Source organism: Nonomuraea sp. NPDC052116 (assembly GCF_040680035.1).
GTDB lineage: Bacteria > Actinomycetota > Actinomycetes > Streptosporangiales > Streptosporangiaceae > Nonomuraea > Nonomuraea angiospora_A.
Map to the genome: position 1 here is coordinate 157469 of NZ_JBFAWA010000030.1, position 14839 is coordinate 172307.

The 14839-nt window shown below is 70.1% G+C and carries 10 protein-coding genes; 5 read left to right on the top strand and 5 right to left on the bottom strand.

The window, feature by feature from the left end:
- The first annotated feature begins 221 nt into the window (after nucleotides 1–221).
- A complete protein-coding gene (locus AB0L65_RS43885) occupies nucleotides 222–1874 on the top strand; it encodes an RNA polymerase sigma factor (RefSeq protein ID WP_364258788.1) in 1653 nt (550 codons plus the stop codon).
- 1306 nt (nucleotides 1875–3180) lie between these two features.
- On the opposite strand, the gene AB0L65_RS43890 is transcribed toward AB0L65_RS43885, so the two are convergent.
- A complete protein-coding gene (locus AB0L65_RS43890; protein WP_364258791.1) occupies nucleotides 3181–3927 on the bottom strand; it encodes a peroxide stress protein YaaA in 747 nt (248 codons plus the stop codon).
- 347 nt (nucleotides 3928–4274) lie between these two features.
- Here AB0L65_RS43890 and AB0L65_RS43895 point away from each other — a divergent pair, with 347 nt between their 5' ends.
- Nucleotides 4275–5015 carry a GNAT family N-acetyltransferase gene (locus AB0L65_RS43895; protein WP_364258794.1) on the top strand — a complete coding sequence of 247 codons (741 nt, stop codon included), beginning with the start codon at nucleotides 4275–4277 and terminating at the stop codon, nucleotides 5013–5015.
- A 495-nt stretch (nucleotides 5016–5510) separates the two neighbouring features.
- Here the strand turns inward: AB0L65_RS43895 and AB0L65_RS43900 are convergent, their stop codons facing one another.
- Nucleotides 5511–5741 (bottom strand): hypothetical protein, encoded by a 231-nt coding sequence (locus AB0L65_RS43900; RefSeq protein ID WP_364258796.1) that lies wholly within the window; start codon nucleotides 5739–5741, stop codon nucleotides 5511–5513.
- A gap of 247 nt (nucleotides 5742–5988) precedes the next feature.
- Here AB0L65_RS43900 and AB0L65_RS43905 point away from each other — a divergent pair, with 247 nt between their 5' ends.
- Nucleotides 5989–8055, top strand: coding sequence for a DNA topoisomerase IV subunit B (locus AB0L65_RS43905; RefSeq protein WP_364258799.1), 2067 nt, complete (start codon nucleotides 5989–5991; stop codon nucleotides 8053–8055).
- A gap of 1296 nt (nucleotides 8056–9351) precedes the next feature.
- Here AB0L65_RS43905 and AB0L65_RS43910 read toward each other — a convergent pair.
- On the bottom strand, nucleotides 9352–9846 hold the full coding sequence (locus AB0L65_RS43910; protein WP_364258802.1) for a carbonic anhydrase: 495 nt from the start codon (nucleotides 9844–9846) through the stop codon (nucleotides 9352–9354).
- A 139-nt stretch (nucleotides 9847–9985) separates the two neighbouring features.
- Between AB0L65_RS43910 and AB0L65_RS43915 the strand changes: the two genes are divergently transcribed.
- On the top strand, nucleotides 9986–10303 hold the full coding sequence (locus AB0L65_RS43915) for a hypothetical protein (protein WP_350739125.1): 318 nt from the start codon (nucleotides 9986–9988) through the stop codon (nucleotides 10301–10303).
- A 284-nt stretch (nucleotides 10304–10587) separates the two neighbouring features.
- Here the strand turns inward: AB0L65_RS43915 and AB0L65_RS43920 are convergent, their stop codons facing one another.
- Nucleotides 10588–11151 (bottom strand): thioredoxin family protein, encoded by a 564-nt coding sequence (locus AB0L65_RS43920; protein WP_364258806.1) that lies wholly within the window; start codon nucleotides 11149–11151, stop codon nucleotides 10588–10590.
- 75 nt (nucleotides 11152–11226) lie between these two features.
- Between AB0L65_RS43920 and AB0L65_RS43925 the strand changes: the two genes are divergently transcribed.
- A complete protein-coding gene (locus AB0L65_RS43925; RefSeq protein WP_364258809.1) occupies nucleotides 11227–11598 on the top strand; it encodes a VOC family protein in 372 nt (123 codons plus the stop codon).
- Nucleotides 11599–11643: 45 nt separating this feature from the next.
- Here the strand turns inward: AB0L65_RS43925 and AB0L65_RS43930 are convergent, their stop codons facing one another.
- Nucleotides 11644–14664, bottom strand: a complete 3021-nt coding sequence (locus AB0L65_RS43930) for a glycoside hydrolase family 3 N-terminal domain-containing protein (protein WP_364258812.1) — start codon at nucleotides 14662–14664, stop codon at nucleotides 11644–11646.
- Nucleotides 14665–14839: the final 175 nt, after the last annotated feature.

Below are 14839 nucleotides of genomic sequence, written 5' to 3' on the forward strand. Positions count from 1 at the left end.
CTTTCGGGTATCAGTGCCCCGCTTACGTACGCACTACTGTCTCGGTCGGCCTAGGGTGGAGGTCAACCGCCGGGAGGTGGCCGTACGGAGCGCGGGGTCGTGCCAGAATGCTGTGCAGGTCCGTCGCGGTCCGCACGGCCTCACCGATCTCCGAGAGAGGCAACAGCCCCCCAGCGGGCATCTGGGTCCATAGTCGCCACGCGTTCGTTCGAGAGGTGTTCGTGTCGCCTGCAAGTTCGACTCGCTCGAAGCCACAAGAGCTGAACGAGCCCGTCATTCAGCGACTGCTCGAGCGTGGGCGCTCGCAGGGTTTCCTCGAGTCTGAGGATGTCCGTCAGGCCTTTGAGGAGGCGGACATCCCCATGTCGCACGCCGCCGCGTTCTTGCGGAACCTCAGCAAAGAGGGCGTGACCGTGGTCGTGACCGCCGCGGATTCGGCTGCGCCGAAGAAGTCTCGTGGTCCAGCAAAGCGCCGCACCGCTGCCCCCGTCAAGACCAAGACGGCAGCGGCCGCCAAAGAGCAGCAGCCCGAGACCGTGACCGCGGTCGTGGGCACCACTGAAGCCGAGCCGGCCGCCAAGAAGGCGGCCCCTGCCAAGAAGGCCGCTCCGGCGGCGAAGAAGGCCGCGGCACCCGCCGCCGCCAAGAAGGCCGAGCCGAAGAGCGCTGGGCCTGCCGAGACCAAGCCGAAGCCCGAGTCCCGGGCCGACGGCGACGACGACGAGGACATCGAGCTCGACGGCGACGTGGAGCTGGAGGACCTCGAGGACATCGACGTCGAGGACGACGAGATCGTGGCCGAGGACTCCGACTCGGAAGGTGACGACGAGTCTGAGGACGACACCGAGGCCGAGCCCAAGCCCTCCGAGGTCGCCGCGACCGCGAAGACCGAGGACGAGGTCCTCATCCTGTCCGACGACGACGATGACGCCCCGGTCGCCCAGGTGGCCGCCGCCGGCGCCACCGCCGACCCGGTCAAGGACTACCTCAAGCAGATCGGCAAGGTCCCCCTGCTCAACGCCGAGCAGGAGGTCGAGCTCGCCAAGCGCATCGAGGCGGGCCTGTTCGCCGAGGAGCAGCTCGGCGGCGGGGAGACCGAAGGGCTGCCGGTCGACGTCAAGGCCGAGCTGGAGTGGATCGCCGAGGACGGTCGCCGGGCCAAGAACCACCTGCTGGAGGCCAACCTCCGGCTCGTGGTCTCGCTGGCCAAGCGCTACACCGGCCGCGGCATGCTCTTCCTCGACCTGATCCAGGAAGGCAACCTGGGTCTGATCCGGGCCGTCGAGAAGTTCGACTACACCAAGGGCTACAAGTTCTCCACCTATGCCACGTGGTGGATCCGGCAGGCGATCACGCGTGCCATGGCCGACCAGGCGCGGACCATCCGCATCCCGGTCCACATGGTCGAAGTGATCAACAAGCTGGCCCGCGTCCAGCGGCAGATGCTGCAGGACCTGGGCCGCGAGCCCACGCCGGAAGAGCTGGCCCGCGAGCTGGACATGACGCCCGAGAAGGTCGTCGAGGTCCAGAAGTACGGCCGTGAGCCCATCTCTCTCCACACCCCGCTGGGTGAGGAGGGCGACAGCGAGTTCGGCGACCTCATCGAGGACTCCGAGGCCATCGTCCCAGCCGACGCCGTCAGCTTCACGCTGCTCCAGGAGCAGCTGCACTCCGTTCTCGACACGTTGTCGGAGCGGGAGGCGGGCGTCGTCTCGATGCGCTTCGGTCTCACCGACGGGCAGCCGAAGACGCTGGACGAGATCGGCAAGGTTTACGGGGTCACCCGTGAGCGCATCCGCCAGATCGAGTCGAAGACCATGTCCAAGCTGCGCCACCCCTCGCGCTCCCAGGTCCTCCGGGACTACTTGGACTAACCCGCACGAATCCCCCGCCCCGCCCGGTCCTTCCGCGCGGGGCGGCGGCATTCCCACCCACCATCCCACTCCGCATCTGCCACACCGCTGACGGCCCTGGTCTCACGCCCCGCCACCACCCAGCTGACGGCTCTGCCGCACGCCCGCTATCCAGCCGACGGCATTGCCGCACGCCCGCCACCCAGCTGACGGCTCTGCCGCACGCCCGTTATCCAGCCGACGGCATTGCCGCACGCCCGCCACCCAGCCGACGGCTCTGCTGCACGCCGCGCCGGACCGCTGACGGCCATGCCGTACTCCCCGCACCGCCGCTGGGTCATGGTCGCTTGTCGCGCCGTTGGCACCTCGACTGCGCCTCCACCGCACCGGCCGATGACACCGCCGCTGGATCATGGTCGCTCGTCGCGCCGTTGGCACCTCAGCTGCGCCTCCACCGCCCACTGCACCGGCCGATGACACCGCCGTTGCGCCACCGCCTCCGCCCCACCACACCGGCCGTTGGCACCTCGGTTGCACCCCGCCCCCTCCGCACCGGCCGATGGCGCCGCCGCTGCGCCGTCGGTGGTTTCTCGCAGTCCCCAACGCCTCAGTCACACCATCGACACGCCGTCACACCCCGACGGGACCGCCGCTGCAGCGTCGATGGCATGTCGCACTACCGCCGCCCCACGGCACCACGGGCGGCTCTGTCGCGCTCCCGTCGCTCCCCACCGCACTACGGGGCGCCCCGGTCGCATGGCTGACGCCGCGCATATCCAGCGTCGCGGCCGTGCGACACGCCCGGGCGGCCCGTGATCGTGCGAAACTCTCGGGCGCTGCACCGACGACTTGGGCCCGTAGCCCGCAATGTGCCTCCGCCACGCCCCGGGCAGCCCGCGATCGTGCGACACGCCCGGGCGGCCCGTGATCGTCCGAAACGCTCAAGGCGCTGCACCGACGATCGTGGCCCGCAACCTGCAACGCGCCTCCGACACGCCCGGGCAGCCTGTGACCGATCGAAACGCTCAAGGCGCCGCACCGACGATCGTGGCCCGCAGCCCGCAACGCGCCTCCGACACGCCCGGGCTCAGGCGCATGCGCCTCGCCCGAGCCCGGATGTATGCCCCCGCGTCAGCGACGGTCAGCAGTGCCAGCACCTCCACCGCACGCCCACCGCCCCGCCCCGCCCGTTGTGGCACGGCTCGTGGAGACGTACCCCCGCCTGAGGGTCGTTGCTACGGACGGTCACCGTCGAGAGGTGGCATCACCAGGGCAGGCCCGCCCTTGAACGGCTCCCGGCGATGGGCAGTAGCCGCGCCCGCGACCCTTACGCCGGGTCGGTGACGTGCACGTCGAGGGTCCAGGGGCGGTTGGCGCGGGCGGGCTCGGCCAGGTCGATGGTGTAGCCCAGGGCATCGAGGGTCTTGGCCAACTCGTCAGGGGTGTCCGGGGTGGTGTCGTGCCGCAGAAGGGCTCGGGCGATCTCGCCCCGGGTCGCCTTGGCCATGTGGCTGACGACCTTGCCGTCCCGGAACACCCGTACCGTCACAGACCGCGCACCAGGCTGCCAGGCGCTCGCGTACGTGGCCGAACGGAGATCCACCACCAGCCCCGGCACCCGGTCCAGTTCCTTGGCGATCAACGGACGCCAGAACGGGGCCAGCCCGCCGAGAACCGGGAGATTGACGCCCATCGAGAGCCGGTACGGCGGGATGAGATCTGTGATTCTCACCACACCCCACAGGCCGGAGAAGATCAGCACCGACTCCTCCGCCCGCCTCCGCGCCTCGTCGTCGAGGGTGCCCAGCCCGAGGTTGTCGTAGAGGACGCCGGTATAGAGATCGGCGGCGGGCAGGGTGGGGGCGGTCTTGAGGGCCGCGTTCTTGACCAGCTCGCCCGCCAGCCCGGGTGTGAGGCCGAGCACGTCGAGGGCGTCACGGCGCTTGGAGGCCCGTACGAGCGCGTTCAGCACGCGCTTGCGGGCCTTGTCGAGGGCGGGGAAGGACAGCTCGCCGACGGGCGGCCCGCTGCCTTCGGGCGCCTTCCCCTCGGACGGCGGCAACAGGATCAGCACAACCCCTTACCTTATTGCTCCTGGTCGGAGGCTCTCCCGCCGTCCCCGTCACGATCTTTTACGGTGGCCCAAGGGGGCACCACCCGCCGACCATGGCCGGGCCCTGTCCAGGGTGACGCTCACCGGGTGGACATGGCCGGCCGCCGCAACGGCGCCCCCTGGGCCACGTTCTTCGCTGAATCGTCGGCCTCGGTCCCAGGCTCCCGGCATGGCGGCAAGTCCCGCTCTGGCGTGGGCCCGGGCCCCGCAGCACGCTGTTGAAGCGTTCTGAGGAGGCTTCAGCCCGGGCAACCGGCGCCCGGCAGGCAGGAGGGTAGGCGTATTCGGAGGTCGGCTAGGCTGCGCGGGTGAATTTCGACCTCCTTGTCCATGAGGCCTGGCCCGCCTATGAGCAGCGCGTTCACGACGGATGGGTGCTTCGTTACGCCGGTGGCGTGACCAAGCGGGCCAACTCGGTGCTCCCTCTGGACGAGCCCGCCGACCTGGACGGGGCCATCGAGGCGGCGGAGGCCTTCTACGGGGAGCGCGGGGTGCGTTGCGTCTTCTCGCTGGGGCCGAACGCCACACCGGGGCTGGACGAGGAGCTGGAGCGGAGAGGCTATGAGCTGGTCGATCCGACCGTCATCATGGCCGGCTCGCCCGCCGGCCCTCCGCCCCCGTACCAGGTGAGGATCGAGGACCGGCCGTGGCAGGGCTGGCTGGAGACGTGGTGGGCCGTGGACGGTCGTTACGGCACCGGGTTCGAGGAGGCGGAGCGCATCTGCACCGGGGTGCCCGCCTGGTACGCGGCGTTCGAGGAGGACGGCGTGGCGCTGGCTGTCGGCCGGGCCGTGCCCCAGGCCGGCACGTACGGTGTGCCCCGGGACGAGGCGTCCCCGCAGAGCGACACGCTCGGGATCTACTGCATGGCCACCCTGCCCCGGGCCCGCAGGCGAGGACTGGCTCGTGCGGTCATCCGGGCGCTCGTACGGCATGCGGATGCGAAATCCGCCTACCTGGTCACCACAGCCCCGAACCTGGCCGCGCAGGCTCTCTACCGTGGTGAGGGATTCGAGATCGTGGACCGGTACCACTACCGGGTCCGCTGACCGGCCCACTGTCGCTTTGGGCACGGCCGCTGCTTTGGGCACGACCGCGTCGTCATCGGTCCCGGTGGCCGCCCTGGGGCTCTGGCGTCCTGAGAAGTCGCGCGTCTGCCTGCCAAATCACGTGCCTGCCCGTGAAGCAGCGTGAAGCGGCATGCCTGCCAAGTCACGTGCCTGCCCGTGAAGCAGCGTGAAGCAGCGTGCCTACCAAGTCACGTGTCTGCTCATGAAGCGGCGTGTCTGCCTGCGAAGCGGCGTGTCCGTCGCGAAGTCGCGCGTCTGCCTGCGAAGTGGCCGGTCTGCCTGCGAAGTCGCACGTCTGCGTGTGCACCGGCCGTTCCGCTCGTATAAACCCCGTTAACCCCGTTTTCCGTGCATGACGGCGTGTCTCCGGGCATACCCGAGTGACTGAACGCAGAACGGCGGCCCCGGGCGGTGCCGGGGTCGCCGTTCTGCGTTGTCGCTATATGTGGTTATCTCAGCACGACAGGCGCTGCGTCAGCGCTCGTCGTTGGGGGCATTTGAAGGGGTTTCGCTGAGTCGAGCCGACTCGTCCAGGATGTCGGCACCCTTTTCGCGCAGCACTGCGATGTGCTGACGCCCGTGGTGGGCGCAGAACAGCAACTCCCCACCCACAGGCAGGGTCGCGCGAATGTAGGCCTGGGCGCCGCAGCGGTCGCAGCGGTCGAGGGCCGTCAGCGGCTTAACGGGGGCGAGAGCTCCAGTCACGTATCGCCTTTCGGGTCACCCCCGCCGAAGCGAGGATCTGGCGTCAGTCACTTGGAACAACATCTAACCGGACGTGGACGTTCCCAACCGCCCCCTCTCTACGCCCAGAGCGGAATGTGTCCCAAAGTAATGACGATCAGCCGGTTGGTAACAGCAAACGTGTCGGCATGGCAAGCTTGTACGCGCGTGTGTGGGAAGAACGGTAAGCTACGCACACGTGTTCGATGCCTAGACCAGGGGAGCTGGAGTGACGCTAGTGGAGGCGGGTTACACGGCTCGTCACCTGTCGGTGCTTGAGGGCCTGGAAGCAGTTCGCAAGCGCCCTGGTATGTACATCGGGTCCACCGACAGCCGCGGGCTCATGCACTGCCTCTGGGAGATCGTGGACAACGGCGTCGACGAGGCGCTGGCGGGTCATTGTGACCGCATCGAGGTCGAGCTCTACGCCGACGGTTCCATCGAGGTGCGCGACAACGGCCGGGGCATCCCCGTCGACATCGAGCCCAAGAGCGGTCTGGCCGGGGTCGAACTGGTTTATACCAAGCTGCACGCGGGCGGCAAGTTCGGCGGCGGCTCCTACGGCGCGTCCGGCGGTCTGCACGGCGTCGGCGCCTCCGTGGTCAACGCCCTGTCCTCGCGAGTGGATGTCGAGGTCGACCGCGACGGCAAGGTCCACGAGATCAGCTTCCGCCGTGGCGTCCCCGGGATCTTCGACGGCCCCGGGCCCACCGCGAAGTTCAAGAAGAAGTCCGGCCTGCGCATCGGCGACAAGCTCCCCAAGAACGTCGCCGGCACCCGTGTGCGCTTCTGGGCCGACAAGCAGATCTTCCTGCCCGACGCCGAGGTCTCGCTCGACGAGATCCACGTGCGCCTGCGGCAGACCGCGTTCCTGGTGCCCGGCCTGACGCTGGCCGTCTTCGACAGCAGGCACGAGGAGCGCACCGAGGAGGAGTTCCGCTTCGACGGCGGCATCTCCGAGTTCACCGAGTTCCTGGCCCGCGACGAGGCTGTGTGCGAGGTGCTGCGGCTGCAGGGCCTGGGCCACTTCCACGAGACCGTGCCGGTCCTCGATGACCAGGGCCACATGACGCCGACCGAGGTGCAGCGCGAGCTCACCGTCGACGTGGCGATCCGCTGGGGCAAGGGCTACGAGTCGACCGTCCGCTCGTTCGTCAACGTGATCTCCACCCCCAAGGGCGGCACGCACCTGACCGGGTTCGAGCGCGGCCTGGTGCGCACGGTCAACGAGCTGCTGCGCGAGACGCGCCTGCTGAAGAACGGCGACGACCCCGTCACCAACAGCGACATCTCCGAGGGCCTGACCGGCGTGGTCACGGTCCGGGTGCCGGAGCCGCAGTTCGAGGGCCAGACCAAGGAGGTGCTCGGCACTTCGGCGGCCACCCGCATCGTCTCCCACGTGGTCTCCCGCGAGCTGAGGGAGCTGTTCACCAACCCGCCGCGCGGCTTCAAGCAGCAGTTGCGCGCCGTGCTCGAGAAGATCGTCGCCGCCGCCAAGGCCCGCATCGCGGCCCGCGAGCACCGCGACAACCAGCGGCGCAAGAGCGCGCTGGAAAACTCGGCGCTCCCGGCGAAGCTGGTCGACTGCCGCAGCGACGGCATCGACCGCAGCGAGCTGTTCATCGTCGAGGGTGACTCGGCCCTTGGCACGGCCAAGCTGGCCCGCGACTCGGAGTTCCAGGCGCTGCTGCCGATCCGGGGCAAGATCCTCAACGTCCAGAAGGCGTCCGTGAGCGACATGCTCAAGAACGCCGAGTGCGCCGCCATCATCCAGGTCGTCGGGGCCGGGTCCGGGCGCTCGTTCGACATCGAGGCCGCCCGCTACGGCAAGGTCATCCTCATGGCAGACGCCGACGTGGACGGCGCTCACATCCGCTGCCTGCTGCTGACCCTGTTCCACCGCTACATGCGGCCGATGGTGGAGGCGGGGCGCGTGTTCGCCGCCGTGCCGCCGCTGCACCGCATCGAGCTGACCAACCCCGGGCGGGGCAAGGAGAAGTACATCTACTGCTACTCGGACGCCGAGCTGCAGAAGGTGCTGCGTGATCTCGAACGCCGGGGCAAGCGGTGGAAGGACCCCGTGCAGCGGTACAAGGGTCTGGGCGAGATGGACGCCGACCAGCTGGCCGAGACGACCATGGACCCGCGCCACCGCGTCCTGCGCCGAGTCCGCATCGAGGACGTCGAGGAGGCCGAGGCCATCTTCAACCTGCTCATGGGGAGCGAGGTGGCGCCTCGGCGGGAGTTCATCGTCAACAGCGCCGCCGAGGTCGACCGCGACCACATCGACGCCTAGCTGTTCCGCCGTCCGGCGAGGACGCCTAGCTGTTCCGCCGTCCGGCGAGGACGCCTAGCTGTTCCGCCGTCCGGCGAGGACGCCTAGCTGTTCCGCCGTCTGGTGAGGACGGGGAGCTGCTCTGTCGTCCGGCGAGGTTGGGTACGCGGCGGGCGTCTGGGAGACCGCCCACAGCGCCCAGGGAGAGACCGGCCGGGGTGCCCAGGGTGGCTGGTGAGCTCGCTGTGAACGGTCAAGGGAGTTCCTGAGGCATGCTCGCGCGGCTCTGAGGTGCCATGCAGGGCCGTTTGGCGATCTCCTGGAGCGGTACGCCGGGTCGCGGCTAAGCGCGGCCTCTGGGGGCTCTGACGCGCGGAGCGGGGCTCCAGATCGCTACGCGCGCGCCGCGGGCTCCTCGCTGACGGTTCTCAGGGCCTTTGTGCGGGCCGCTCGGGTTGTCCCAGGGTTCACGATGTCCGAGCCGCTCGGGTCGTTTCAAGGGCCTCGATGTGCGGGCTGGTCGCGTCGTCTCAGGGGCCGTGGTGTACGGGCGTCCCAGTCGGCGGACGCCGCCGGGGGCAGGGTGAGATGCTCATCCGGCGCCGTCACCTGGTCGTGGTCGCGCCAGTGGCGGCGCTCCCCGCTCGGTTGCGGGGGTCCTGGGCTCTGGATGCGCGGGCCGCTCGGGTCGACTTGGGTGCCTTGGGGCGGGCTGGTCAGGTCGTCTTAGCTGCCTGGTGTGCGGGTTTCACAGGTTGTCCCAGGGCTTTGGCGTGTGGGCTGGTCGGTTGTGGGGTTCCGGGTTCTGGATGGGTGGTCTGCGCGTCTGTGGCGCCTCCGGACTGCTGGTGTGTGCGAGGGCGACGTCGAGCTGAGGAAGGGGGATGGGAGGGATAACTGGTGCCAGATCGTGCGCCAGTGTTCCACCTGCTCCCGTTTGTCCCCCTCCGGCCAAGCGCAGGCCGCGAGGCAGGCCGTGACGTACGCCTCCACGAACTCCAGGCGCGGCAGCTTGGGCAGCCCCGACCCCGCCGGCACGTACGAGATCGTGCTCGGGGGAATGACGGCGACTTCGGTCCCTGAGACGACCTCGGTTCCACCAAGCCTGGACAGACGCCGCATCGACGGCGAGCCCGCCCACAACCGCAACCGGCGCAGTGCCTTCACGAAGCCGTCCGCGCTCGTGCCGTCGAGGACGGGGGAGAGCTCAGATCGCCCAAAGCGCGTCCTCTCGTACGCGCCCAGGGCGGGTCCGGGGGCGCCCGGTCATGTTGTACGGCCGCACAACCGGGCACCACTCAGGTCAGCTGAATTCTTTCAGAACGCGGCAGGCGTCAGCCGGCCCGTGCGGACGTCGTAGATGGCTCCCGCGATCGGCATGCCCTCCGGCAGGAACGGGCTGGTCCTGACGCGGGTGAGGTCGTGGCGGAGCGCCTCGGTCTGGTCGGGGACCGTGTGGAACTCCAGGCTGCGGGTGTCCACCCCGCGTTCCTGGGTGAGGGCGTGGACGTCCGGGTCGGTGACCTTGGCCATGCCGCAGTCCGTGTGGGGCATGACGAGCACGCGTTCCACGCCGAGCAGGTAGACGGCCAGCACCAGGGTGCGCAGGACGTCGTCCGTCACCCGCGCGCCCGCGTTGCGCAGGATCTTGGCGTCGCCGGGCTTCAGGCCCAGCAGGCCGAGCGGGTCGATGCGGGAGTCCATGCAGGTCACGACGGCCAGCCCACGGCCGGCGCGGCCGGTGAGGCCGGAGTCTCCGAACTTCTTGGCAAACCTCGCGTTGGCGGCATACAGGTCGTCGAACGCACTCATGCAACAAATGATGCACTGCGCCCCAAAGCCAGTGATGGACGGGGTGGCGACTGGCTGGAGTTGGCAAACGTCCCACGAAAAACCGTCACCTTGCGTGATGATGTCGTAGCCGTATGTACGTGATCGAAGAAGGTTTGTCGTGAGTAGGTCCGAATCGCTCGCCGAGTACCTCCGTGCCCAAGCCCGGCGCCGCCTCGACCGCGTGGAGTCCAAGGACGGCGGTCGCAACGCCAGGCTGGCCCTGGCTCTCCTCGACACCGCCGCCTACGCGGCCAGCCTGCCCGAGGACGATCCGCTGATCCTCATGCTGGACCAGGCGGGCTGCTACGGGCCCCTGGGGTGCGAGAGCTTTGACCCCGGCGAGGGGGGCAACCAGCTGATCCGCCACTGGGACGGCGGCGAGCCGCACGAACTGCTGCTGGCCCTCCCGCCCGCCGTCAGCGCCGCCGGCGCCTGAGCGGCACGCCCACTCGCCTCCCGCGGGCTCCGCCACGCGGGTGCCGCCGGGTTCGAGCACGTCGAACCCGGCGAACATGCGTGCCACCCTCTCGCGGCCGCGGCGCCCTCGCACGCCTCCTTGACCGCCACCCCCACCCCCACCCCCACGGCCAGGGCCGACCAGGTGACTGCCGGGGGCAGGCAGCGGGGCACCGCAGCCCGGCTTGCCGAGGTCGGTCGGCCGTCACCGCGTCCCGGTGCTGCTCGGCTGGGCACCGCCCGGTGAGCAGGGCCGGAACCGGGTCACGCGGGCGCGTTGCCCGGCTTCCACTTGATGCCGCAGCCGAGCGACGGGTTCTGCTCCCCGGGCACCGGCTCGCCCTCGAGCACGGCGTCGATGGCCGCGCGCAGCGACTCGCCGGTCACCGGCACCGAGTTGCCCGGCCTGGCGCCGTCGAACTCGCCCCGGTAGACGAGCTGCAGGTGCGCGTCGTACAGGAAGAAGTCCGGCGTGCACGCCGCCCGGTAGGCCTTGGCGACCTCCTGCGTGTCGTCCAGCAGGTACGGGAACGTGAACCCGGCCCGCGCCGCCTGCTCCGCAAGGTGTGTCGGATCATCGTCCGGGTAGTTCACGCTGTCGTTGCTGCTGATCGCGACGATGGAAAGCCTGGCGCCGTAGTCGGCGGCCAAGACGCCGAGGCCCTTCTCGATGTGGCGCACATACGGGCAGTGGTTGGACAGGAAGACCACCAGAGTGGCGGGCGAGCCTTTGAGATCCGCGAGTGAGACACTGCCGCCGTCGATGGCGGTCAGGTCGAAGGCGGGTGCTGGGGTGCCGAGCGGCACCATGTACGAGTTGGCAGCCATGGCATCCATTCTTGTCTGCGTACGTGCCCGCAAAACGAAGACGTGCCCGCAAAACGAATCTGAGAGGTGAATCGCGTGAGTGGCATCGCGGAGTTCCGCACTGTCGTGCTCGACTGTCCCGACCCCAGGGCGCTGGCCGAGTTCTACTCCCGGCTGCTGGGATGGCCTGTCACCTATGCCGATGACGAGTGGGCGCTGGTGAGCGACGGCGGGGCTCCCAAGCGAGTCGGGTTCCAGCTCGCGCCCGACTTCCGGCCGCCCACCTGGCCGGATCCGGAGCGCCCCCAGCAGCTCCACCTCGACGTGACGGTGGTCGACATGGACGAGGCGGAGAAGCAGGTGATCGAGATCGGCGCGACCAAGCACGAGCACCAGCCGAGCGAGGACGGCAGCTTCCGGGTGTTCCTGGATCCGGCCGGACACCCGTTCTGCCTGTGCCGCGCCTGACGTGAGGGGCTGCCCCCGCCCCGGCGGGAGCAGCCCCTCGTGACCTCAGCGGGCGGCCTGGGCCAGCAGGTCCACCGCCTTCCTCAGGTTGCCCGCCGCCAGCTCGTGGTCGGCCGCCGCCTGCAGGTCGGGCCGCCTGCCCGCGCTCTGCGCGACGTCCCTGGCCACCGACACGACCGCGTCGTCCACGGTGTACGCGTCCGTCTTCGACCGTTCGAGCAGCGTCGCGGCCGTGCCCAGGGCGCCCAGGACGGCCCGCGCGTCACGTACGGACCCGTCGGCGTTCCAGGCGCGCGCGGGCAGCGTGAGGACCAGCGACGCGGCCTTGGAGAAGCCGTCGCCGGAGGCGAGCCGGTCGCGCGCCGCCTTGAGCCGGTCGCGGGCCCGGTCGGTACGCAGCCCCCACCCGTAAGGCCAGAGCGGGTCATAAGCCGCGTCACCCACGTTGATCGGCAACTGCGCCACCGAGCGGAACCAGGTGAACGGCAGCCGCCCCGTGTACGGCACCGCCCCGAACAGCGGGTCGGCCACCCCCGCGCCCTCGGTGCCAGGCAGCCAGGAGGCCACCACGGCCTCCACGCCCGACAGGGCGCCGAGCTGCAGCGGACGCCCGGAGACGACCAGGACCGCGCACTTCATCGCCCCGCACACCTTGTCGATCGCGGCCCGGTCGGCGGCCGACAGCTCCAGCGTGCGCCCGGCGCGGCCCACGTCGCCCTGGCCCTCGGCGTACGGGGTCTCGCCCACCACCACGACGCCCACGTCGTGCCCGGCCAGGTCGGCCGAGGCGTCGCGCGAGTACGTCACGGAGGACGCGCGGGAGCGGATGGCCGACAGGATCGTGGTGCCGGGGGTGATCGGCCCGGACGAGCCCTGCCAGGTGACCGTCCAGCCGCCGGTCTGGTTACCGATGTCGTCGGCGTTCGAGCCGGCCACGTAGATCCTGGCGTCGCGGCGCAGGGGGAGCAGGCCGCCGTCGTTCTTCAGCAGCACCTGCGACCTGGCCGCGGCCGTGCGCGCGACCGCCCGGTGCGCCGCCGAGCCGACGTCGTCGATCCCCGACCGGTCGGCGTACGGGCGCTCGAACAGCCCTAACCGGAACTTCTGGGTCAGGATCCTGGCGACCGCGTCGTCCACCCGGCCGACCGGCACGCGCCCGGCCTCGACCTCGGCCTTCAGCGTGCTCTCGAAGGCCGGGTAGGCGTACGGCACCATGATCATGTCGAGCCCGGCGTTGACGGAGGTGCGCACGTCGCTCGGGTAGTCGCCGGGGATCTGGTCGATGGCCTGCCAGTCACTGATCACGAACCCCTTGAAGCCCAGCCGGCCCTTGAGCACGTCCGTGATCAGCTCCTTGTGGGCGTGCATCTTGAGCGGTCCGTCACCGAAGTCGACGCTGGAGAACGACGGCATGACGGTGGCCACGCCGCGCTTGACCGCCTCCACGAACGGCGCCAGATGGACCGCCTCCAGCTCCTGGCGGCCGACCTTGGTGACGCCCTGGTCGATCGTGTAGTCGCCGCTGGTCGAGGAGCCGTACGCGGTGCCGCCGTCGCCGACGTAGTGCTTGGCCGTGGCCAGCACCCCGTTGTCCTGCAGGCCGTCGATGACCGTGGCCATCCGCGACACCAGCGCCGGGTCCTCCCCGAACGACTCGTAGGCCCGCCCCCACCGGTCGTCGCGCGACACGCACAGGCACGGCGCGAAGTCCCAGGGGATGCCGGTGGCCTTGACCTCGCGGGCGGTGATCTCGCCCGCCCGCTCCACGAGGTCGGGGTCGCGGGTGGCGCCCAGGCCCACGTTGTGGGGGAAGATCGTCGCGCCGACCAGGTTGTTGTGGCCGTGCACGGCGTCCACGCCGTAGATCAGCGGCACCTGGAGCCGGGTCCGCTGCGCCTGGAGCTGGAATCCGTCGATCATGTCGGCCCAGGCCCGCGGCGTGTTGGACGAGGGGGTGGAGCCGCCGCCCGACAGCAGGGAGCCGAGCACGTACGTGGCGATGTCGCTCTGCTTGCCCAGCGCGCCGCGCTCGGCCTGCGTCATCTGCCCGATCTTCTCGTCGAGCGTCATCCGCCCGATCAGGTCGGCGACGCGTTCCTTGACCGGCTTGCGGGGGTTCAGGTAGGCGAGGCCGTGCGCGTTGATCACGACCACCGGGGCCTCGGCCGGGGGCCTGGTGCCCGTGCCGGACAGCTCGATCGGGATGGTCTCGGCGACCTCGTCCTGGCCGTCCTTCAGCGTCCTGACCGTGAACGCCTTGGCGGCCCCGGACGCCGTGCCCGCGGGGAACGTCAGCGTGCCTTCGACGGGCGTGTAGTCGCCGCCGGGGGTCGCGGTGCCCGTACCGGTCCTGTAGGACACGGCCAGGTCGGCGGGCAGGGGGCGGCCGTCGGCGGTGGCGACGGTGACGTTGACCTTGGCCTCGCCCTTCTCGTTGACCGGGTAGACGGGCCGGTCGGTGGACAGCCTGACCGGGCGCGGGGGAGCGGTCCCGTAGAGCTCGACCTGGTCCCACTCCAGCGTGCCCTGGGAGGAGGCCGGGAGCCGCATGGAGTAGCCCCACATGGCGACCAGGTCCAGCTCACCGTCGGACGGCGCGCCGCCGGGCTGGTAGTCGGCGCGCCTGGTGAAGCTCCCGAACGGCACCTTCACCTGCCGCCAGCCCGCCGTGTCGTCGGTGAACGACGACTCGAACAGCTCGGCGGCGCCCGCCCCGCCGCCGCCGTCCTTGATCTCGAAGAAGATCTTCTGGCCCGAGGCGGAGCCGTTCACCCAGAAGGAGAAGCCCTCGTACGGGGACCAGTCCTGGGTGGCGGCCAGATCGTGCGACCAGCCGCCCCACTGGGTCACGGTGTAGACCGACTTGAGCACCCGATTGGTCGCCGGGGCTCCCGGCCTGCCGGGGCCGGGCTCGGTCGTGAGCGTGGGGGTCGAGGCCGCGTCGTTGCCCCAGGCGTACACGCCTGAGGGAACGCTGTCCGACTCGAAATCGGTGATCGTGAGAGGGTCGGCGGCCGCGGCCGCCCGCGGTGCGATGATCAGGGCGGCGATCAGGGAAAGAGTCACCCATAACGGGCGTCTGGATCGGAACACGGTACCTCCAGTAGGAGAGAGAGCGCTCTCTCAGGAGAGATCGGTGCCGATCCGTGATTCATAACAACGGAGCGGGCGCCCGCTGGTCGCGGGCGCCGGCGACGACCCCCAGACCTGGGCCGACACGATCATCGACCACCAGCACCGG

Bases quoted from the DNA above. Each gene is read 5' to 3' on its own strand.
- AB0L65_RS43910 (WP_364258802.1), bottom strand. From the start codon at position 9,846: ATGAGTGCGTTCGACGACCTGTATGCCGCCAACGCGAGGTTTGCCAAG.
- AB0L65_RS43920 (WP_364258806.1), bottom strand. From the start codon at position 11,151: ATGGCTGCCAACTCGTACATGGTGCCGCTCGGCACCCCAGCACCCGCC.